This is a genomic window from Sharpea azabuensis DSM 18934 (assembly GCF_000702165.1).
Classification (GTDB): domain Bacteria; phylum Bacillota_I; class Bacilli_A; order Erysipelotrichales; family Coprobacillaceae; genus Sharpea; species Sharpea azabuensis.
Genome location: NZ_KL370867.1, coordinates 1 through 21,288, shown reverse-complemented (window position 1 = coordinate 21,288; position 21,288 = coordinate 1). Strand labels below are relative to the sequence as shown.

The following is a 21,288-nucleotide window of genomic DNA, read 5'->3' as shown; positions in this document are numbered from 1 at the left end:
TGAAGGGACCGGTCTTGAAAACCGGAAGGCATCGCAAGGTGTGCGGGGGTTCGAATCCCTCGAGCCGCGCCATCTAAAAGACTGACATCACTCATCTGAGTGGTGTTTTTTTGTTTCTCTTCTTATATGAATTGACGTATTTTGTCTCTTTGTGTGATAATACTTCTATAAGTATAGGAGGAAAATGATTATGAGGAAATTCTTGGCACTTTTTGTGACAATGGGTATGCTTTTATCGGCATGTGGCAGTAAAAGCGATGCCCAGAAGGTCTACAACTTTGGCTTAGAGACGGACATCGTTACAATGGACTCAGCCTTTGCGACGGATCCAGCCAGCATGAGTGCGCTTCATGCAACAACAGAAGGTTTGATGGGTGTTGATGCGAAAGGGAAGACAGTACCAATGCTCGCCAAAAGCTATAGCTTAAATGATGATCATACGGTTTATACATTCAAGCTTAGAGATAATTTGAAATGGACAGATTTAAGCGGTAAGACATATCCTTTAGAGGCTCAGGACTTTGTCTATTCATGGCAGCGTGCTTTAAAGAATGCGAGCGAATATGCCTATATGTTTACAAGCGATGGTGCATCAATCAAAAATGCCGATGCGATTGCTAAGGCGGGCGTCAATGCTTCACAGGAGCAACTTGATTCGCTAGGTATTAAGGCGCCTGATGACAAGACTGTTGTTGTAACGCTTGAAAGACCAATTGCCTACTTCTTGGATATTATGACATTCTCTTGCTTCTATCCACAAAATCAGGCATATGTTGAAAAGATGGGCAAGCAGTATGCAACTAATGTGAATAGTATGTTAAGCTGTGGGGCGTTTATTGCGACAAAGTGGACAAAAAGCAATAAGATGGAATTTAAGAAAAATGCAAACTTCTTCAATGCAAAGGATGTCGAGTTAGAAAAGTTAAACCTTTTCTTGAAACAAAACCCATCAACAGCAGCTTTGAATTTTAAAAATGGTTCACTTGATTATGCAGCAATCAATTCATCGTTAGTTGATAAATACAAGAAAGACAAGGAATATAAACAATTCCAGATGGGCTATGTATTCTATATTAATGTCAATCATCGAAAGGCAGCATTGGCAAACAAGAATGTTCGTGCTGCAATTTCCTATGCAATCAACCGTGATGATTTCACAAAGAATGTTTTAAAAGATGGTTCAAGCAAAGTTGGTGGCATGGTTGGCAAGACTTTGGCTTATAATCCAAAGACGGGAAAGGATTTCCGTGATGATAGTGGTGATTATACACATTATGATCTCACCAAGGCGCAACAGTATCTTGATGAAGGACTTAAAGAGTTAAACAAGTCATCAATAGATATTGAAATCTTGTATGGTTCTGATGAATCGCCAGAAGATACAGTGGCTGAATACTTACAGGGGGCTTTAAGCAAGCTTAAGGGACTAAAAGTTACGAATCGTGCGACAACACGTCAAGGGCGTATAGCTTCTCAGGATGCGGGTCAATATGATATCGCATTGCAGCACTGGGGACCAGACTATGCTGATCCAACAACTTATCTCAATCTAGGCTTGTCAGATAACTCTAACAACCGTGGTAAATGGAATAATGCTGCTTTTGATGAAGTCATGCATCAAGCGCAGGTAGAAACGGATGCAAGCAAGCGTTGGGATGAGCTTCTCAAGGCAGAAAAAATCATGATGGAAGATTATGCATTCATTCCATTATTCCAGCGTGGAGCGGCAACCCTTCAGCGTACAAATAAACCTGGCTTGGTTTATAAAATGGCTGTTGGCTCACCGTATACATATACATATATCAAAATAAAATAATGAAAGAGACTGCGGTTTGCATGGCTGCAGTCTTTTGCTGTTATAGAAAGATTTCTTTGAAAGATATTGAATATTGTACGTGAATAAGATTAACTCTTTTCATGAAATGAAAAATAAGGTACAATGCTTGCAAGTGAGGGATAATATGAAAAATATAGATAAAAGAATAGCTGATTTATTGTTGGATACGACATTAAGCCAGCATACAAAGCATATTGTACTTGTCTATGGCCCATATGATCGTTGTGATGATATCGCTTATTATCATGCAAGCCTATGGCGTAAAGAAGATGGTGTATTTCATAAAGTGCTTGAAACCCTAGATGCACGCTGTGGAGAAAATGGCTTAAGTGATCATAAAGTGTCAGGTGACAAGACAACACCTATTGGCGCATACCGATTGACTGAAGCTTTTGGCTTTGGTGAAAATATTGGGACGAACATGCCTTATCATAAACTCAATGAACATTCTTATTGGGGCGATAATACAGAGGCGTGGGGTAGTTATGCAAACAGATATTATGAAGGCGAACATCCAGCTGATGATAAGGAACATATGGTTGCCCATTTTCAGTATGAATTTGGCATGAATATTGGTTATAACTATGATCCAGTAGAGTATGGTAAGGGCTCGGCTATTTTCTTGCACTGCAATGGCAAGGGCAATACTGCTGGCTGCGTAAGCGTACCAAGTACAACGATGCAGGAACTGATGCTAGAAGTAAAAGAACCTGCTTATATCTTGATTGTGCCAAGAATAGAAGATATAGCAAATTATTGAGAGCGAAAAGCTCTTTTTTCTTAATATCTAAAAAAACTTAAAAAAACTGCAAATAACTCTTTTCAAATATAAAATCCTATGTTAGTATAGATGAGCAATAACTCCTACGGATTGCACAAGTGATTCAAATCTAAGTGAGGTTAAGAAAAATAAAAAAGTTCTTGACAATCAATCCGATAGTTGTTATTATAAGCGAGGCTTTAAAAAAGAGATGCGCCAGTAGCTCAACTGGATAGAGTGCTTGTCTACGGAACAAGAGGTTACGGGTTCGATTCCTGTCTGGCGCGCCATTTCTTAAAAGATTATTCGATTCAAATCGGGAAGTAGCACAGCTTGGTAGTGCACCTGGTTTGGGACCAGGGGGTCGCAGGTTCAAATCCTGTCTTCCCGACCATTTGATGGGGCTTTAGCTCAGCTGGGAGAGCGCCTGCTTTGCACGCAGGAGGTCAGCGGTTCGATCCCGCTAAGCTCCACCATTTCATTTGTAATCGAATATGGCGGGATAGCTCAGTTGGCTAGAGCATTCGGTTCATACCCGGAGTGTCGAGGGTTCGAATCCCCCTCCCGCTACCAATTAAGAATTTCATATCGCGGGATGGAGCAGTCTGGTAGCTCGTCGGGCTCATAACCCGAAGGTCGTTGGTTCAAATCCTTCTCCCGCAACCAATTTGGTCTGGTAGTTCAGCTGGTTTAGAATGCCGCCCTGTCACGGCGGAGGTCGCGGGTTCGAGCCCCGTCCAGACCGCCAGTTGTGGTCTCTTAGCTCAGTCGGTAGAGCAGGGGATTGAAAATCCCCGTGTCGCTGGTTCGATTCCGGCAGAGACCACCATTTCAAGAAAGTCGAATAGGTATGCGGCTCTACCCAAGTCTGGCTGAAGGGACCGGTCTTGAAAACCGGAAGGCATCGCAAGGTGTGCGGGGGTTCGAATCCCTCGAGCCGCGCCATCTAAAAGACTGACATCACTCATTTGAGTGGTGTTTTTTTGTGCTTCTTTTTATAAATCGTTTTCTTTTTTATTCATAATGTGTTCGCAATGATATAATAATATTAGTAGATACTAAGGGGGAGAAGCAAATGCGATATGATGGATTAACACAGGCACAAGTTGATGAACGCGTGAAGAAGCATCAGATCAATATTACTTCTGATGATATCTCAAAAACAAAGAAAGAAATCATTCGTGAACATACACTTACTTATTTTAACTTTGTCAATATTGTTTTAGGTCTATTCGTGCTTTCTACAGGACAGATTAAGAACATGACATTCTTAATGGTTGTTATTGTCAATACGGTGATTGGTATTGTACAAGAGTTAAAAGTCAAGGAAACGATTGATAAGTTATCCATTGTAACTGCAAAGCATGCAGTTGCTTTTAGGGATGGAAAAAAGCAGACCATTAATACCAATGAAATTGTCATGGATGACATTTTATATATTGAAGTAGGGGACCAGATTTCTACTGATTGTAAGGTTATTGAAAGCCATGGCTTGGAGCTTAATGAATCATTGCTGACAGGAGAAACGAAACCGGTTCGAAAAAATGAGGGCGATGAACTTTTAGCAGGAACATTCGTATCAGCTGGTACGGGGGTAGCTCAGGTTATTCGCGTGGGCAATGATAACTATTCTTCGACAATTGTAACTCAAGCAAAGGATAAGAATCTTGCCTCAAGCATTATGCGTGATACGATTGAACGCATTATCTTTATCTTATCCATTATTATTATTCCGGTTGGCTTTTTGCTTTTTAAAGCGCAATATGCTGCCAATCCGACGTGGTCAGCAGCAATCGTTAAGACGGTCGGTGGCGTTGTTGGAATGATTCCTGAAGGACTTGTATTATTAACTTCTTTGTCTTTCGTCATTGGGGTTGGACGCCTTGCCCGCAAGAAAGCTTTAGTCCAGCAAATGGAAGCAATTGAAGCACTTGCCAGAGTGGATGAGCTTTGTCTAGATAAAACAGGGACAATTACGACAGGTCAGCTTGAAGTAAGATATCTTATTCCTCTAGGCTCGTATACTCCTAATATGCTTAAAAAACTGCTTGGCACATATGTTTATGCTTCTGATGATGAAAACGCTACTCAGCGGGCTTTAAAGGCTTATTTTGCACAAAATGAAGATTATCATAAGATTGATGAAATTCCCTTTTCAAGCGATCGTAAATACCGTGTTATTACTTTTAAAGAATTAGGCTCTTTTGCTTTGGGGGCACCGGATTATCTTGCGAAAGATGATGAGGAATTGATGAGCCAGGTTGAAGAATATGCCCAGGAAGGTATGCGTGTATTGCTTTTGGCGAAATGTGATATCAATGATGATCATGAAACAATCAGCAATGTCCAAAAAGCCGCGATGATTGTTATTTCGGATATCATTAAAGAGGATGCTATGGATACCTTTAAGTTTTTTGAGGATGCGAAGGTTTCAATTCGTGTGCTGTCAGGTGATAATCCGGTTACTGTTGCGCGTGTATGTACATTAGCAGGTGTTCAAGATGCTGATCATTATATTGATGCTTCTACTTTACCTGATGACATTGATGAAATGGCTAAAGTTATTGGTGATTGTCATGTCTTTGGCCGTGTCAAGCCAGAACAGAAACAATTAATTGTCAAAACATTACAGAAACAAAAACATATTGTTGGCATGGTTGGTGATGGTGTCAATGATGTCCTTGCCATAAAGGATGCGGATTGTGGTATTGCCATGGCCAACGGTGCAGATGCCGCTAAACAGGCAGCGCATATTGTCTTGATTGATTCAAATTTCTCAAGCATGAAAGAGATTGTTGAAGAAGGCCGTACAATTATTGCTAATATTGAAAAAGTCAGTTCGCTTTACCTTACAAAAACAATCTATTCCACTATGCTTTCTTTGATTTTTGGGGCGATTGGCCTTGTTTATCCATTTACACCTTTCCAGCTTTCACTTATTTCGGCATTTGCGATTGGCATCCCATCATTCTTTATTACCTTGCAGAAGAATCCTAATGTCGTGAGCGAAGGCTTCTTAAAACATGTTATGCATATTGCCTTTCCATGTGCATTAGCAGTTGTAACGCATGTCATGTTCATGCTTCTGCTTAAATCCTTCTTTAAACTGGATAATATTGACTATGTCACTTATTGCTTCTTGGTAACAAACTTTATTGCGTATATCGTTGTTTATAAAGTCTCTAAGCCATTTACCATTATTAATGTCATTGTCTTGATTTGTACATTCACATTATCAAATGGCATTATCTATAGGTTCCCAAATCTTGTTGATATTCTTCCTTATACGAAGATTCATCTCTTCTGGTTTGTGTGTATGATTATATTAAGTATTCTCTATGTCCATGTTTATACAACGGCTGTTGATAGTTGGCCATTTAAGATGCATAATATACGCATGAAAATAAGAGGGGTATTAAGAAGATGAAGAGGAAGTATTTTTTCTTTGATATAGATGGCACATTGACAAATCTAGAAACAAGAGAACTTGTTTTAAGTGCTTTAAAAACAATTGAGCATTTACAAAAGGCGGGACATTTTGTCGCAATTGCATCAGGAAGAGCATATTACAAGACAAAGGATGTAGCTAGTCGGGCACATATCCATAATATTGTCTGTAATGGCGGAGCAGGCATTGTATTAAATGATAAGCTTGTCAAGAATGAACCTCTTGATAGAAAGAAGGCATTGGCTCTTTTAGATGAAGCAAATCGGCTAAATCTAGGGACGCTAGTAGCCCTTGATGATTCTATTGATGTCTTTATGAATGATGAGCGCTTTATAAGACAGGTTGGCTTGAGACAGGAGCCAACTCGCTATTACTATGACCCAAACAAATCTTATGCCACAATAAAAGACATCTACAAGATATATCTTGCAATCAATTTAGAAGATGAGGATAAACTTACCCTCAAGGATACTTTAGGACATGTGCGCTTTGGCGATGGCTATCTCACTTATCAGCATGATAAGAAAGATCAAGGCATTAAAGATATGCTAAAACTTGTTGGTGGCAAGGATGAAGATGTATTTGTCTTTGGAGATGCAGAAAATGATATGGTGATGTTTCGTGATGAATGGTGTAAGGTGGCTTTAAAGAGTCATGCGACGGGAAATGATCTGCTGAGAAGTAAGGCTGATTATGTCTCGGATTATGCTGAAAATGATGGTATTTATAAGGCTTGTAAGAAATTAGGGTTTATTGATTAGAAGGAGCTGATGCTCCTTTTTATTTGTGTATAAAACAAAAGAATGTGGTAGAACTTTGTGAAAAGATAAAAAATAGAAAAAGAATAGAATAAATTGTATACAATTATGTAATGGTGTGGTAAGATGATGACTATATATGAGAGGGGTGCTATTAATGAGTGAGTTTGTCAAGAAAAGTCTGAAAAAGTCTTTAGAAGACGAATCCATTAAGAATGAGCTTTATAAAGAGTATTCGGTAAAAAAAGGCTTACGTAATGAAGACGGTACTGGTGTTCTTGTCGGGTTGACAAGAATATCGGATGTTGTAGGGTATCGTAAAGAAGATGGCAAGAAGATAGATGATTATGGCAAGCTGTATTATCGCGGTATATTAGTATCAGATATTGTCTCAAAATCTGAGGGCAGACGCTATATGTTTGAAGAAGTATGTTTCTTGATCCTTTTTGGGCACTTGCCTAATCGCCAGGAGCTAGAGATTTTTAAAAATATTATTGCCCATCGTTATGAATTGCCTGATCGCTATCTTGAGCATTCGATACTAAATTTCCCATCAAAGAATTTAATGAATAAACTCCAGCAGGAAGTCTTGATGATGTATCGATATGACAAATATGATCCTGATAGCAGAGATACTTGGGATTTAATTGAAAAGGGTATTAATTTGATTGCAAAGATTCCTGTCATTGTCTGCTATACATATGCGACTAAGATTCATAATTTTGACAAGGCATCATTAGTTATTCATCATATTGATCCAAAGCTTAGCATTGCAGAACAGATACTTTATTTATTGAGACCTGATGGTAAATATACTAAGCAGGAGGCAGAAGTGCTTGATCGCTGCTTATTGCTGCACGCTGATCATGGTGGTGGTAATAACTCAACATTTACATCGGTTGTCATTTCATCAACAGGAACGGACCTCTATTCGGCTATTTCTGGGGCAATTGGCTCTCTTAAAGGACCACGTCATGGTGGTGCCAATTTGGCTGTTAGAAAGCAAATGCTTGCTGCTATTGATGAAATTGGTATTGAAGCAGATGACCAGACCATCAGAAAACTCATTAAGCGCATTATGGATAAAGACTTTAATGATAATAGCGGGCTTGTTTATGGCATTGGTCATGCCGTCTATACATTAAGTGATCCTCGTGCTGAAATCTTAGAGAAGAAGTGTGGAGAGCTAGCTATCGAGAAGGGACGTCATGCGGAATTCCTCTTCTATAAACGCTTTGCAAAGGAAGCCATAGCAGAGATTCACGAACGCAAAGGCATTAATGTCTGTGCCAATGTTGACTTCTATACTGGTCTTATTTACGATATACTTGGCATTCCAGAAGACCTCTATACATTATTGTTTGTCATTGGAAGAACTGTTGGCTGGGTTGCTCATATTATTGAAGATCAGCTTTATAGTAATCGTATTGTTCGTCCAGCAACTAAGTATGTTGGTACAATTCGTCCATATATTCCTTTAGATGACCGTGAATAACGGTCGTCTTTTTGGTTTTATGTCAAAAAGAAAAGAGGTGCTTAGCACCTCCTATTAGTCGATAACTTTGATCCAGTTATGTGGGTCAGGTAATTTACCCCATTGGATACCAGTTAATGTATCATATAATTTTTGTGTTAATGGACCAGTCTTGAAGTCATTAAGAACAACTTCTTCACCTTTGAAGTAGAGCTCGCCAACAGGGGAGATAACAGCAGCTGTACCAGTGCCCCAAGCTTCTTTTAAACGGCCTTCGCGTCCAGCAGCCATAAGCTCTTCAACAGGAAGCTTTCTTTCTTCAACCTTGTAGCCCCAGTCGCGGAGAATTGTTAACATGGAATCTCTTGTAACGCCTGGAAGAACAGTACCTTCAGTTGGCGCAGTGACAACTGTATCATCAATCAAGAACATGATATTCATTGAACCAACTTCCTCAACATACTTCTTTTCATTACCATCAAGCCATAATACCTGTGTATAGCCATGAGCTTCAGCTTTTTCCTGGGCTTTTAAGCTTCCAGCGTAGTTACCACCACATTTTGTGAAGCCTGTACCACCCTTAACGGCACGTACATATTCATCTTCGATCCAGATTTTGACTGGTGCAACACCTTCAGGATAATAGTTTCCTACTGGTGTTAAGATAATTAAGAATTTATAACTTACGGCTGGATGGACACCAACACCTGGCTCAGATGCAAACATGAATGGTCGAATATATAATGATGTTTCTGGAGCAGTTGGAATCCAGTCCTTCTCATGTTCAACAAGAGCACTAACTGCCTGTACGAAATCTTCAACCTCAAGATAAGGCATGCATAGACGCTTATTTGAATTCTGCATACGTTTTGCATTCATTTCTGGTCTAAAGAGCTGTACTTTGCCTTCTGGATTACGATAGGCTTTTAAACCTTCGAAAGTCTCCTGTGCATAGTGCAATACCATTGTTGCTGGATCAATCTGTAATGGAGCATATGGAATAATCCTTGCATCATGCCATCCTCCCTGATCCTTATCCCAATCAATTTCAAACATATAGTCGGTATAATATTTACCAAAACCTAATGCGCTCTGATCAGGCTTTTCTTTTAATTTTGCGGTTTCTTCAACTCTGATATCTAACATATCTTTATCCCCCTTAAGTGGTTCCTATTGTAACGCTACTACGTTCTATAATCAATATAAAATTGTCATAAAGATAAATAAAAAATTAATAGTTAGGAAATAAACAAATATTATAGAATATGGATTTGCAAACCGTTTTCACAAACCTGAAAACATGCTTCTTGTGTTTCTAAGTCTTCGCTCGCTACGGCAGCTTTAATGATATTGATTGTTGCTTCGGGTAGAGCAGCCTTGGCAATAATGGCATTTGAAATAACACAAATATGGCTCACAACGCCAACAAGGTTTATTTCATCATAGTCTTTGTTCTTCAAATAATTGCCAAGCTCAAGAGAAGGAAAAGCCGGCTTTTCAATTTTTTTGTAACCTTTGCTTAATGACTGAACCTGGCCATATAGCTCATGACCTGAGGTGCCTTTGATACAATGTGTAACAGGTAAATTGTGTCCTTCCTGTGTATCCATATAATTCTGCTCATGGGTATCTAAAGTAAAGATGATATCCTCACCACTACTCTTATATTCCTCAATAAGTTCAACAATATTCTTTTCGATAGCTTGGGCATTCTTGCTAGCAAGAGTGCCGATGACAAAGTCATTTTGATAATCAACGACGATTAAACATTTCTTCATTTTTCTACACCCCCGAAACTATTTTCTATTCTTACATTACATGTGTCAAGACACTAAAATATATTCTTTTTCTAAGACGGCTTTTTGAATTTAGATAATCTATGATAAAATAGAGGTGAGGTGAGATGGATGAAACGTGCACTTGTATTAGCTGGTGGAGGTTCAAAAGGCTCTTATGAACTTGGCTTTATTAAAGCTCTTTATGAACATGGAATTCATTTTGACATTGTAACAGGAACATCAATTGGTGCTCTCAATGCCTGTATGATCGTACAAAAAAATACGATTGAAGAAATGGAAGATTTATGGGATCATTTGGATTTTGATCATGTCTTTGCGAGTATGCCTGATATAAAAGGCATGAGCGAAGATTTCATGACACAAAAAGCGATTGCTGTTAACTTTTTTAAAGGCTATCTTGAAAACAGGGGAGCGGATGTACGTCCTTTTTATGAGATTGTTAGGGAACTTCTTGATGAAAAGGCGCTTCTAGATTCAAATATCGATTTTGGCTTATGCACTGTTAAGTATCCTAGCTTAAAGCCGGTCTATATGACCAAAAATGAAATGCCTTATGAGAATATTTACAAATATCTTTTAGCTTCTGCCGCATGTTTTCCAGCATTCCCGATGATTGAAATAGATGGTGAGAAGTATCTTGATGGTGGCTATTATGATAATCTGCCAATAGATTTAGCAATCAGAATGGGGGCTGATGAAATTATTGCTGTTGACTTACATGGTCCTGACAAAGATATTATTCATGCCTGCTATCTGAATCGCCCGCATATTATTTACTCTAGACCATACTCGGATTTAGGCACCTTCATGAATTTTGCCCCTGAAACTATCGCACGAAATAAGCGCTTGGGCTATCTGACTGGACTTAAGACAATCGGGGTGCTGGAGGGCAAGAAGTATAGCTTTCAGCCTTATCAAAGCGAGCTCTATGAGACTTTCTACCGCCATATTCTTCTTGTTGAAAGCTCGAAAAGAACCCTTTTCAATAATGATGATGCACCATTAACTGATGTTCTTCTAACAAGCCATAATCATGTTCCGCTTGCACTAAAAGACTATACCTATCTAACGATGGATTATTTAGGTGATCTTATTGAGGCGGATGAAGAAGTTGTTTATAACTTTCAAACATTCCTGCAGGAGGCACTTGACCATTTCGCAAGCTATCGTAATCAGGATTATATGAGTGGAACATTCAAGGACGATGTTAAAACATTCATTAAAGATATGAATAAAGAAAGGCTTGTTGGAAGCATGTATCATATGTTTCTCTATCCCGAAAATGAGACGATTGACATGTTGAATTTTGTGAATGTCTTTCCTAAAGAATTATTAGTAGCAATGCTTCTCTATGATTATGACAAAATCATGAATACATAAAATTGATCCATCCCAGAGCGGATGGATCAATTGCTTTGATGCAAAAAGTTAACCTTTTTTTCACATTCTTGTTGACATATTTTATGGGTATGGTATTATAAGGAAGCACTAAGGAAACGCCGCATTCGTATAACGGCTATTACATCTGCTTGCCATGCAGAAGATGCCGGTTCGATTCCGGCATGTGGCTCCATTTATTATGCTTGTACTTTGTTAGTTTGCATCTTAAATATAGCGCCGCATTCGTATAACGGCTATTACATCTGCTTGCCATGCAGAAGATGCCGGTTCGATTCCGGCATGTGGCTCCATTTGAGATTGACCTGGGTTATCCCAGGTTTTTTTATTGATGAAAAAACAACTCTTTAGATGAGTTGTTTTTCTTTACGGTAAGTAAGAGGTGTACAGCCATATTCTTTTGTGAAGAGACGGCTAAAATAGCTCTGTTCGCCAAAGCCGCAAATAACAGCAATATCAGCTAGGCTCTCTTCACCTCGTGCTAGCATGCGGCTTGCCATTTCAAGGCGATAGCTGTTTAAAAAGGCAATTGGTGTAGATTGTGTATACTTTTTGAAAAGCGAAGCACACTTTGAGCGGCTGACATTGGCCGCATTGGCAATATCATCCAAAGTGATCTTTTCCCCATAATGTTCGTAGATATAGGTAGACATGCGCCGCTGTAAAGAGGTATCGGTGCTATAGGGAGCTTCTTCTTTCTTGGTAATATAGACCAGGTAGAGCCTTCTAAAGATCATATAGACATAGCCAATAATATCGAGTTCATAGGCATAGGGCTTTTCTTCAATCATGGCATAGATCTCGTTGATCATACTAGAAATCAATAAGGCATAGGAATTCTTCCCTGCCATTTCCACATGGGAGAATTCTTTGTTGTGGATGATGGGTTTGATAAATTTTTCATAGACCTCTTCATTTTTTGCCAGCATTTCTGCTTTGATGGAAATGACATCGATATCACTATCCTCATTGCTAGTATTGTAGATTTTATGCATCTGATCAACATTGATAAAACAAAGCTCGCCAGGTGAAAGAAGAAAATCTGATTCATTGACATGACAATGGATATGTCCTTTATTTACACGAATGATTTCTACTTCATCATGCCAGTGTAAGAGCTGTTCATGATGACTTTTTGCATAGACAATATCATGTTCTAGGGCAATTGGTAAATGATGGAAATCATTTATATGTGGATTGGCATCTTTAATTGAATGTGTGGGCATAGTATTCTCCTTAAGCTTATTAGATATTTTATAGTATAACGTACAATTAATCTAAAATAAAGAAATAATACAAAAATTATAAGATATTATCCAATAAAAAAATAAAATAAAACGATATACTACAAATACAGTAAACGAGAAATAGTTTACTTATCAAATGATGAATAGAAGCTGACGACCTTACCTTTCAATCACTTAACAGTTTCTATTCATATGAATTATTTAATTATAGGAGGAATATTTATATGTCATTAATCAACAAAGAAGTAAGCGCATTTAGCGTACAGGCGTTCCAGGATAACGCATTTCACACAGTTAACAAGGAAGATTTATTAGGAAAATGGAGTGTTTTCTTCTTCTATCCAGCTGACTTTACATTTGTATGTCCAACAGAATTAGAAGATTTACAAAATAACTATGAAAAGTTCAAAGCAATTAATTGTGAAATCTATTCAGTTTCTTGCGATACACATTTCGTTCATAAGGCATGGCATGACCATTCTGAGAGAATCTCAAAATTAGAATATCCAATGCTTGCTGATCCTACACATACATTAGCTCGTGACTTTGAAGTCTTAATTGAAGAAGCAGGACAGGCTGAACGAGGAACGTTCATCATTAATCCTGAAGGAAAGATTGTTGCTTATGAAGTGAATAGTGGAAATGTTGGCAGAAATGCGGATGAATTATTGAGAAAGGTTGAGGCTTGTCAGTTTGTTCATGAACATGGTGATGAAGTATGTCCAGCTAAATGGAAACCAGGTGAAAAGACATTAAAGCCTACTCTTGATTTAGTTGGTGCACTTTAATAGGTGACGCTATGATTGATAAAGATTTATATGATGCCATTGTTATAGGTGGAGGTCCAGCTGGCTTAACAGCAGCCATGTATCTTGCAAGAGCTTGTTATCGTGTGCTCGTTGTTGAAAAGGAAAAGTTTGGTGGACAGATCACCATCACTGCCGAAGTCGTCAACTATCCAGGTGCGACACCCCAAAGTGGGGAAGAACTGACAGAGAAGATGCGCAAACAGGCAGAAAGCTTTGGCGCAGAATTCATGTTAGCTGATGTGACAGAGCTTGACTTCTCAAATGAAGTGAAGGTCGTTAAAACATCACGTGGTGATTTGCGAGCACTTGGTATTCTTCTTGCCACAGGTGCACATCCTCGTCAGCTTGGCTTTGAGGGCGAAGAAGAATTCAAAGGCCATGGTGTTGCGTATTGTGCAACATGTGATGGTGAATTCTATACAGGCAAGGAAGTCTTTGTCGTAGGTGGAGGATTCGCGGCAGCTGAAGAAGCTGTCTTCCTCACTCGCTACGCTAGCCATGTCACAATGCTTGTACGTGAAGATGATTTTACTTGTGCAAAAGAAGTAGCTGACAAGGCAAGAGAGAATAAGCATATTACTATTCTTACAAATACGGAAGTCGTATCTGCCAAGGGGGATTCTGTGTTACGGACACTTACCTATAAGAATAATAAAACAGGTGAAATCTTTAACTATGAGGCAAGTGACGGGGATACTTTTGGCATCTTTGTCTTTGCTGGATATGTCCCATCAACAGATCTTGTAAAATGTATTGCTCAACTTAATCCACAGGGCTATGTCATTACCGATGAAAGCAAGCAAACAACAATGCCTGGTCTTTATGCAGCCGGTGATGTTTGTATCAAACCACTTAGACAAGTCGTTACAGCGACAGGTGATGGGGCAATTGCTGCAACAGAAATGGAAAAATATCTTTCTAAACAACGAGAAATCACAGGTCTTTCTACTACCATGCCTGTTAAACGTGCAAGCGTCCATCAAGAAAAACCTCAGCCAAAAGCTTCAAATAATGAACTTCTAGACGAAGCCATGAAACAACAGCTCAATGCCGTCTTTGAGAAGATGACAGAAACGCTTACTCTTGAAATGTATCTAGATGAAAGAGAAGTCTCGCAAGAACTCCAGGCTTATATGCAAGCATTGTCTTCTCTAACAGATAAACTCATTATCAGAGAAGGACATGGACAAGTCAAAGAACGCCCTTATGTACAAATACGAAAAGCTAATGGGGAAGAAGCAGGATTTACTTTTCATGGCGCACCAGGTGGACATGAGTTTACATCCTTTGTCTTGACTCTATATAATATGGCTTCAAGTGGACAGCCCATTGATCCATCCTTAAAATCCACAATTGAATCCATCAACAAAGATGTCCATATGACCATCATGGTATCTTTAAGCTGCACAATGTGTCCTGACCTAGTTGTTGCGGCAGGTAGACTTGCATCCCTTAATAAGCATATTCATGTCGATGTCTATGACCTCAACCACTTTACTGAACTTAAAGACAAATATCATGTGATGAGTGTTCCATGCTTTATCATCAATGACCAACAACCAGAATTTGGTAAAAAGAATGTTGAACAACTCACATCTCTCATTATGAACTAAAGTCATCTTTTTCCATTAATTGAGGACCACATATGTGGTCCTTTTTATGCATGAAAAAAGGATTTAGCTTGGAGCTAAATCCTATTTGCCAGTAAAGAAATTAATGATTGTTGAAAGGAATTCCTTTACTTTTGATGCTATTGTTGTAAGGATGCCTTTGTTTTTATTGATAATATCAGCATAGCCTTTAATACTTTCATAGATGTTCTTGGCTTGTGTCTTTAAGGCATCTTCATCAAGGTTAATCCCTTTGATTTTATCCATTAAATCAAGAATCTTATTTTCTGTATCTTCATTTAATTGGATATTCTGCTTATTTTCAATTTCTTTTAAAGCTTCCTTGCCTTTTTCACGAGTATAGTCATCACCCATGGATGCAACATTCTGCTTTAATGCTGCTACTAAGTCAGCTGCATCATCTTTTGATCCAGTTTCTTTCGCAACATCAGAAGTTACACTTAATTCGTTGTTGGCTGTATCAACAGCGTTGTTATTGAGAGTTTTACCAGTCATGATTTCATAAGACTTTGTCGCAGCGACAAGAGCGGCAGTACCTGAAATTTTAAAAGGACCAGCTACTGTTAGCTTAACGTCTTTCACACCTGCAGTTATTAATGCGTTCTGATACATTTTCTCAGTGACATAAGTGATGTTCTTTGTTTCAACAGTGATTCCTGCATTTGTATCCATCTGTTCAAGAAGGACGCTTGAAAGGGCGCGAGAACCGATCTGTGAAGCAGAGATATAGCTGCTCAGATATTTCTTTTCTTCATCATGTGTAACATAGGATACGTTATAGTCATTCTCATTTTCAACACCTAGTAGTTTTAGAACTGTTGCTTTTTCATTTGCATTAAGATCTTTACCTAATACAAGATAAGCTTCGCTATCAGCTTTAACATTGGTTACTGGCATAACCATTGCCAATGTCAGTAAAGCAAAAAGCATTTTCTTCATTTTCATGAAATTTACCTCCTTCATGACATCCCTAGTATACCACATCTTATCTTGATTTAAATGAATACATCCATAACAATAAAGATTAGTTTTTGTTTTCAATATCTTTTATTCACTTTCAATAAAGAAAACGAGCCATCTATCAAAGATAACTCGTTTAAAAGAATAGGGTAGGTATTCTATTTGTTTTTGTTTTTATCGTAGATAATCTTTAAGCCTTTAAATGTAAGATCAGGATCATAAATATCAATAAGATCAGTCTGGTTGGCAATAATTTTGCCAAGACCACCAGTAGATATCACGCGCATTTCCTGGTTATCATATTCTTCCTTGATCTTTCTGATAATGTATTCGGTTTGTCCAATATAGCCAAAGACAACACCAGCTTGCATGGATGTTACTGTGTTTTTACCAATCACAACAGCTGGTTTCGTAATTTCTATTTCAGGTAGCTGAGCGGCCATGGAGCTTAAAGCGTTGGCAGTAATACCGATGCCTGGTGAAGTTGCTCCGCCAATAAATTCTCCTTTGCTTGTCACTACATCGAAGGTTGTAGCTGTACCAAAGTCAATGACGATGCAAGGACCACCATATGTATAGAAGGCACCAGCAGCATCAACGAGACGATCGGCACCAAGTGATGAAGGATGATCGATATGGATGGAAATTCCTGTTTTCACACCAGGACCAATAAAGAGTGGCTTGACATCTAGATATTTGATAATAGAGCTGGCAAATGAATAGTTGATCTTAGGAACGACAGAGGAAATGATAGCAGCGGATATATCACTTGCTTCATAACCAGAAGCATTGATAAATGATACCAGGAATGTCCCATATTCATCACTTGTACGCTGGAATCTTGTTGTTAAGCGGAAATTGTTGATGAGATTGTTACCATCATAAAGTCCCATCGTAATATTTGTATTACCAATATCAATAACTAATAACATTTTTCATCCTCTATTTCTTTTAATTTCATAAGTATCTTAAAGCCTAATTTTTCCTTGCTAGACTTCTTTAATGATTCATGCCCATCACGAGTGATGAAAGTCACAATATTTGTATCTGTTCCAAATCCGGCTCCTTGTTCAGTTAGGCTATTGGCAACAATCATATCGGCATTTTTGTTGATAAGCTTTTTCTTGGCATTTTCCAATAGATTCTCAGTCTCCATCGCAAAGCCGCAAATGACCTGATTGTCTTTTTTATTTTCTCCTAATGCTTGAAGAATATCACGATTTTTATTGAATGTTATCGTAAGGGTATCATCGCTCTTCTTGATTTTGTTTTCCGCAATATGCTCAGCACGATAATCGCCAACAGCCGCCGACATAATAATATAGTCATAAAAAGGCGCGAGATTAACAAGGGCATCATACATTTCATTGGCTGTTGTGATATGCTCGATTTCTACAAGAGGAAGGGTGATGTTAACTGGACCACTGATAATCTTGACCTGTGCACCAAGCAAAAATGCTGCCCTGGCAATGGCGTAGCCCATCTTGCCTGTCGAATGATTGGAAATAAAGCGAACAGGATCAAGGGATTCTTGCGTTGGACCAGCAGACACAAGCACTTTCTTTCCTGATAAGGGATGCTCACTTAGGGCATAATCCATCATCAGCCTAATTGTTGCAAAGTCAGCTAGCTTGCCTTTTCCAACAACGCCACAAGCTAGAAGTCCCGTGTCTGGTTCAACGAAAAGAACACCATCTTTTTTGAGCTGATTGATATTGCGCTGTGTGGCTCTGTTTTGATACATATTGACATTCATGGCAGGGGCTATCAGCTTTGGACATGTTGCAGCTAAAAAGCTTGCAGTAAGCATATTGTCAGCAATACCATTGGCGAGTTTGGCAATTGTATTGGCACTTGCAGGAACAACCATAAAGAGACTAGCGTCTTTGACAATATCGATATGGGTAATATGACCGATATCATCATCAAAGACATCAACATAGACTTTCTTTTTTGTCAGAGATTGAATAGAGAGAGGGGTGACAAACTGACAGGCTGATTTTGTCATAATGACTTCGAGTTCAAAATCGGTTTTTGTTAAATCGGAAATGAGCTGAATTGCTTTAAAGGCTGCAATACTGCCAGTTATGCCAATAACGATTTTTTTAGGCATACTTCTTTTCCTTTCGATATACATTAATAAGGACCTTAGAGAGTGCTAAGGCAATGATTGTCCCAACAATTGCTTCTAGCATGCCATTTGTTGCAATAATGCCAAGTAAATAAGGTAATAATTCGCTAAAACTCTTACCTAAAGCTTTTGCATAGCTGACGCCAAAAAGGACATAGATACCTCCTAATACAAGGATGGTATTTGTCAAAGCACCAAGAAATGCACTTACAATCATGGCTATAAATTGATTCTTATTTCGCAAAGCCTGATAAATTGTACCAGCAACATAGCCAATAGCCATTCTTGGAAGAATAGCTTCAAAGAGTGATAGGATATTACCTGAGATAAATGGTGAGAAAATAAAAGATGTTGCTGTAGGCTGGACTGTATTAATGACTAATGAAAGTAAGCCAAAGACAAATCCAACAATAACACCTTGTTTTCTACCAAGAACAATAGCTGCGACGATGACTGGAATGTGCATCGTTGTAGCACGTAATGGCCCAATCGGAATAAATCCTAAAAATGGCACAATAAAGAGCATGATTTCAATTGCAATAAACATTGCAAGCAGGACAAGTTCCTTTGTTTTTGATTGATTCAATTGTAGTTCCTCCACTGTCGCTCATCAGATGCGACGCTTTCTTATAAATTATCGGCTAGGGAAGCTGTTGGTGCCAATTAGGTCACCACAAAAATGTTCTTTTACCGACAGAGCTATTATATCAAACACAAGCAAAGATGTTAAGAATTGTGTTTTTAAGAAAAAGACTGTTTAAGTTTCTTTGTGTAGGAATTTCCAGATAATGAAACATAATTTCTAAAAACGCCCATATTAAGGACTTATTTTTATAAAAAATCATGAAATACACCAAATAATTGACAAAAAAAATCATGTCACTGAATGCCAAGGTTACGCATAAAAAAGGCTAGCAGCGCTGAGTACTAGTCCCTCCTTCCTATTTCCTCATGATGCTGATTTACCTGACAGGACGTTTTTAGACATCGAAAGTGATATCATTCATATTGTGACCGAGCACCTTCTTTCGCGTGGAGATGGCAATGAGAGAACCAATGTCTATATGTGCAAGTACGAGGGTAACGGCTTCCAAGAGTACTAGAACATAGAGAGCGGAGGCACTGACGTGTACGAGGTGTACAAGAAGATGGAAGGCAAGGTGTTCAGCGTGAAGAAGATCATGCCTGGCGTCAATACCCCACCTATGCATCCAAACTGCCACTGCTCGACTGCTCCGTACATTGACGAGAAGAAGTACTACGAGTGGCTTGACTCCTACGATCAGCACCATATGAGCTACAATGACTGGGTAGAGTGGAATGATGTTGCTGAACAAAGAGAGAAAATAATTCAAAGCAATAAAAATGTGAGAATCCCTGAAACAGCAAAGAAAGCAATAAGTGAAGCATTTCGATACATTAATGAGGCTAAGAAGAACAAAGCAGAATTCAGCAAAGAAGATAAAATATTTATTAGAACTGAACTGACAAAGTACTTTCCTGAAAGGACATTCATAGGTATCAACCCATTTACAAACAGGAAGATTTATGTGTATGGCAAGGACTTCTCATATTTTATCAGTGTGCACGGCCTGGATAATTCTCTTAGATATGAAGACCTGGCCAATATCACAACCGTGCTTGATTACGACATGGCACTTGTATCCGAGAATGAAGATACGTATTCGTTTATTAAGAAGGCTGATAAAAGAGACGGGTTCTATGACGCCATACTGAAAAGGGAAGGGAATAATGATGAGATTTTCCATTTCAATTACAAAGGACTAAAATCTACAAGAAAGAATATCAAAAGTCTAAAGAAAAAAAGAAAGATGAAAATCATAGACGTTAGAAACAAGAAATTTGTTGACATGATCGACAAAAAGTGATTCAATCAAGTTAGAAATGGATAGCTGACGTAGAAAAACCGGTCCCGTCTACACATTTTGTATCACCAGTGATACATATGGATGAGGGATGACTATTCTTAGAAATAGTAGACCGCCCCTCCAGCTGTCCTTTCTGTTTTATCAAGGTCAATTGTTTTATCAAGCCGGCTGATTAGTCGGTTTTTATTTTGTACATTTAGCCACCATCATGGTGGCTTTTATGCCTGAAGGAGGAATGGGTATGGCAAGTGATGACATGTTCAAGATAATCAATTGTATCCTGAAGGAGCTCTATAAGTGCAAGAAGAAGGTTGCTGAAGTTCTCAAAGACATCGTGGCTATGATCTAGAACGTTCAGCATGAAAACTTAAGGAAAAAACATAATATGCAAAGGACAGCATGAGGCTGTCCTTTTTGAGCAGCAAAAGGAGAAACTCATGTCACAGGAATTTAAGCCACACCACTATCAGTACTTTGAGTACGGAATCAAATCATGCTACGACGCTGAGAGAGGCGTAATAAGGGCAATAGGGGAATTTCTCACTACTACACTTATACTCTATTTCTTTCCAAAAATCTTTGAACCAACAAATGGTTGAAGAAATCTTTCAAACACATCCGATAACGTCCTATCTTTCGCATGATGATCTTTATATTAATCAAGAATCGCTGTGTCAGTTTAGTTCTATCAAGAATTTTGTTTTCCTTAGCACATACAATCAATCTTATGACAATCACGCCTTATCTTGTCATTAGTTTATTCATGGAGATTGCTTATGGGCGATATGAATTATCTAGTGCAACATTCATCCATATGATTTATAAAGTTCCCGACAGAAAACCCACGTGCCTTTAGGCCGTGGGATGAATGGCGGTTAGGGATATGATATAATATGCATACAGGAAATCCTGTTTCCGAGTCTTTAGAAAGGAGAAAGCTGTATGCATCTTACCGTAAAACAACAAGTAAAGCATCTTTCAAAGGAAGACTACAAAACTATAAAAGAACTATGCCATATAGCAAAGAATCTTGCCAATGAAGCTATCTATAATGTGCGCCAGTATTACTTTGCAGAAGGCGAGTTCCTAAAATACGAAAAGAATTACACTCTTTTAAAGAACAGTCCTAATTACAAGCTATTAAACT

Annotated in this window: 18 protein-coding genes and 10 tRNA genes; 21 read left to right on the top strand and 7 right to left on the bottom strand. The window is 38.5% G+C overall.

The annotated features are described in order from the left end of the window. Positions 1–190: 190 nt before the first annotated feature. From T529_RS0111755 to T529_RS0111695, 13 genes are all read left to right on the top strand, one after another. Positions 191–1,816: a peptide ABC transporter substrate-binding protein gene (locus T529_RS0111755; RefSeq protein ID WP_033163790.1), complete on the top strand. Its 1,626-nt coding sequence runs from the start codon at positions 191–193 to the stop codon at positions 1,814–1,816. Positions 1,817–1,961: 145 nt separating this feature from the next. Beyond that, a complete protein-coding gene (locus tag T529_RS0111750) occupies positions 1,962–2,597 on the top strand; it encodes a L,D-transpeptidase family protein (protein WP_033163789.1) in 636 nt (211 codons plus the stop codon). A 213-nt stretch (positions 2,598–2,810) separates the two neighbouring features. Next, positions 2,811–2,887, top strand: a tRNA-Arg gene (locus T529_RS0111745). Between the two features lie 27 nt (positions 2,888–2,914). Then, positions 2,915–2,991, top strand: a tRNA-Pro gene (locus T529_RS0111740). A 6-nt stretch (positions 2,992–2,997) separates the two neighbouring features. Continuing rightward, positions 2,998–3,073: transfer RNA gene (locus T529_RS0111735), tRNA-Ala, on the top strand. A 20-nt stretch (positions 3,074–3,093) separates the two neighbouring features. Next, positions 3,094–3,170 (top strand) — tRNA-Met (locus T529_RS0111730). Positions 3,171–3,186: 16 nt separating this feature from the next. Next, positions 3,187–3,263: transfer RNA gene (locus T529_RS0111725), tRNA-Met, on the top strand. A gap of 4 nt (positions 3,264–3,267) precedes the next feature. Further along, a tRNA-Asp gene (locus tag T529_RS0111720) sits at positions 3,268–3,345 on the top strand. Between the two features lie 5 nt (positions 3,346–3,350). Next, positions 3,351–3,426: transfer RNA gene (locus T529_RS0111715), tRNA-Phe, on the top strand. Between the two features lie 23 nt (positions 3,427–3,449). Continuing rightward, positions 3,450–3,542 (top strand) — tRNA-Ser (locus T529_RS0111710). Positions 3,543–3,672: 130 nt separating this feature from the next. Continuing rightward, complete coding sequence (locus tag T529_RS0111705; protein WP_051646995.1) at positions 3,673–6,024, top strand: HAD-IC family P-type ATPase; 2,352 nt, start codon at positions 3,673–3,675, stop codon at positions 6,022–6,024. After that, positions 6,021–6,806, top strand: a complete 786-nt coding sequence (locus T529_RS0111700; RefSeq protein WP_033163788.1) for an HAD-IIB family hydrolase — start codon at positions 6,021–6,023, stop codon at positions 6,804–6,806. The genes T529_RS0111705 and T529_RS0111700 overlap by 4 nt, the downstream gene beginning before the upstream one ends. 154 nt (positions 6,807–6,960) lie before the next feature. Then, positions 6,961–8,298 carry a citrate synthase gene (locus tag T529_RS0111695; protein ID WP_033163787.1) on the top strand — a complete coding sequence of 446 codons (1,338 nt, stop codon included), beginning with the start codon at positions 6,961–6,963 and terminating at the stop codon, positions 8,296–8,298. A 54-nt stretch (positions 8,299–8,352) separates the two neighbouring features. Here T529_RS0111695 and T529_RS0111690 read toward each other — a convergent pair whose 3' ends face one another. Further along, positions 8,353–9,423 carry a branched-chain amino acid aminotransferase gene (locus tag T529_RS0111690; protein ID WP_033163786.1) on the bottom strand — a complete coding sequence of 357 codons (1,071 nt, stop codon included), beginning with the start codon at positions 9,421–9,423 and terminating at the stop codon, positions 8,353–8,355. Positions 9,424–9,533: 110 nt separating this feature from the next. Then, a complete protein-coding gene (locus T529_RS0111685) occupies positions 9,534–10,055 on the bottom strand; it encodes a cysteine hydrolase family protein (RefSeq protein WP_033163785.1) in 522 nt (173 codons plus the stop codon). Between the two features lie 129 nt (positions 10,056–10,184). Here T529_RS0111685 and T529_RS0111680 point away from each other — a divergent pair, with 129 nt between their 5' ends. From T529_RS0111680 to T529_RS0111670, 3 genes are all read left to right on the top strand, one after another. Next, positions 10,185–11,456 (top strand): patatin-like phospholipase family protein, encoded by a 1,272-nt coding sequence (locus T529_RS0111680; protein WP_033163784.1) that lies wholly within the window; start codon positions 10,185–10,187, stop codon positions 11,454–11,456. 118 nt (positions 11,457–11,574) lie between these two features. Next, a tRNA-Gly gene (locus T529_RS0111675) sits at positions 11,575–11,649 on the top strand. Between the two features lie 43 nt (positions 11,650–11,692). After that, a tRNA-Gly gene (locus tag T529_RS0111670) sits at positions 11,693–11,767 on the top strand. Positions 11,768–11,821: 54 nt separating this feature from the next. Here T529_RS0111670 and T529_RS0111665 read toward each other — a convergent pair. Further along, complete coding sequence (locus tag T529_RS0111665; protein WP_051646994.1) at positions 11,822–12,700, bottom strand: AraC family transcriptional regulator; 879 nt, start codon at positions 12,698–12,700, stop codon at positions 11,822–11,824. A gap of 245 nt (positions 12,701–12,945) precedes the next feature. Between T529_RS0111665 and ahpC the strand changes: the two genes are divergently transcribed. After that, positions 12,946–13,509, top strand: a complete 564-nt coding sequence (gene ahpC / locus T529_RS0111660) for an alkyl hydroperoxide reductase subunit C (protein WP_033163783.1) — start codon at positions 12,946–12,948, stop codon at positions 13,507–13,509. A gap of 11 nt (positions 13,510–13,520) precedes the next feature. Beyond that, on the top strand, positions 13,521–15,143 hold the full coding sequence (locus T529_RS0111655) for an FAD-dependent oxidoreductase (RefSeq protein WP_202962308.1): 1,623 nt from the start codon (positions 13,521–13,523) through the stop codon (positions 15,141–15,143). 81 nt (positions 15,144–15,224) lie between these two features. On the opposite strand, the gene T529_RS0111650 is transcribed toward T529_RS0111655, so the two are convergent. From T529_RS0111650 to T529_RS0111635, 4 genes are all read right to left on the bottom strand, one after another. Further along, complete coding sequence (locus T529_RS0111650) at positions 15,225–16,106, bottom strand: DUF1002 domain-containing protein (protein ID WP_033163782.1); 882 nt, start codon at positions 16,104–16,106, stop codon at positions 15,225–15,227. A 173-nt stretch (positions 16,107–16,279) separates the two neighbouring features. Then, positions 16,280–17,053 (bottom strand): type III pantothenate kinase, encoded by a 774-nt coding sequence (locus tag T529_RS0111645; protein ID WP_033163781.1) that lies wholly within the window; start codon positions 17,051–17,053, stop codon positions 16,280–16,282. Further along, complete coding sequence (gene coaBC, locus T529_RS0111640) at positions 17,044–18,234, bottom strand: bifunctional phosphopantothenoylcysteine decarboxylase/phosphopantothenate--cysteine ligase CoaBC (RefSeq protein ID WP_033163780.1); 1,191 nt, start codon at positions 18,232–18,234, stop codon at positions 17,044–17,046. The genes T529_RS0111645 and coaBC overlap by 10 nt, the downstream gene beginning before the upstream one ends. Next, complete coding sequence (locus T529_RS0111635) at positions 18,227–18,838, bottom strand: ECF transporter S component (RefSeq protein ID WP_033163779.1); 612 nt, start codon at positions 18,836–18,838, stop codon at positions 18,227–18,229. The genes coaBC and T529_RS0111635 overlap by 8 nt, the downstream gene beginning before the upstream one ends. Positions 18,839–19,400: 562 nt before the next feature. Here T529_RS0111635 and T529_RS0111630 point away from each other — a divergent pair. From T529_RS0111630 to T529_RS0111625, 3 genes are all read left to right on the top strand, one after another. Further along, a complete protein-coding gene (locus T529_RS0111630; RefSeq protein WP_156032262.1) occupies positions 19,401–20,141 on the top strand; it encodes a hypothetical protein in 741 nt (246 codons plus the stop codon). Positions 20,142–20,781: 640 nt separating this feature from the next. Continuing rightward, entirely contained in the window at positions 20,782–20,997 is a 216-nt protein-coding gene (locus T529_RS13850; RefSeq protein ID WP_074732758.1) for a CPBP family glutamic-type intramembrane protease, read from the top strand. Between the two features lie 86 nt (positions 20,998–21,083). Next, a partial coding sequence (locus tag T529_RS0111625; RefSeq protein ID WP_033163777.1) for a hypothetical protein occupies positions 21,084–21,288 on the top strand: 205 nt, incomplete at its 3' end.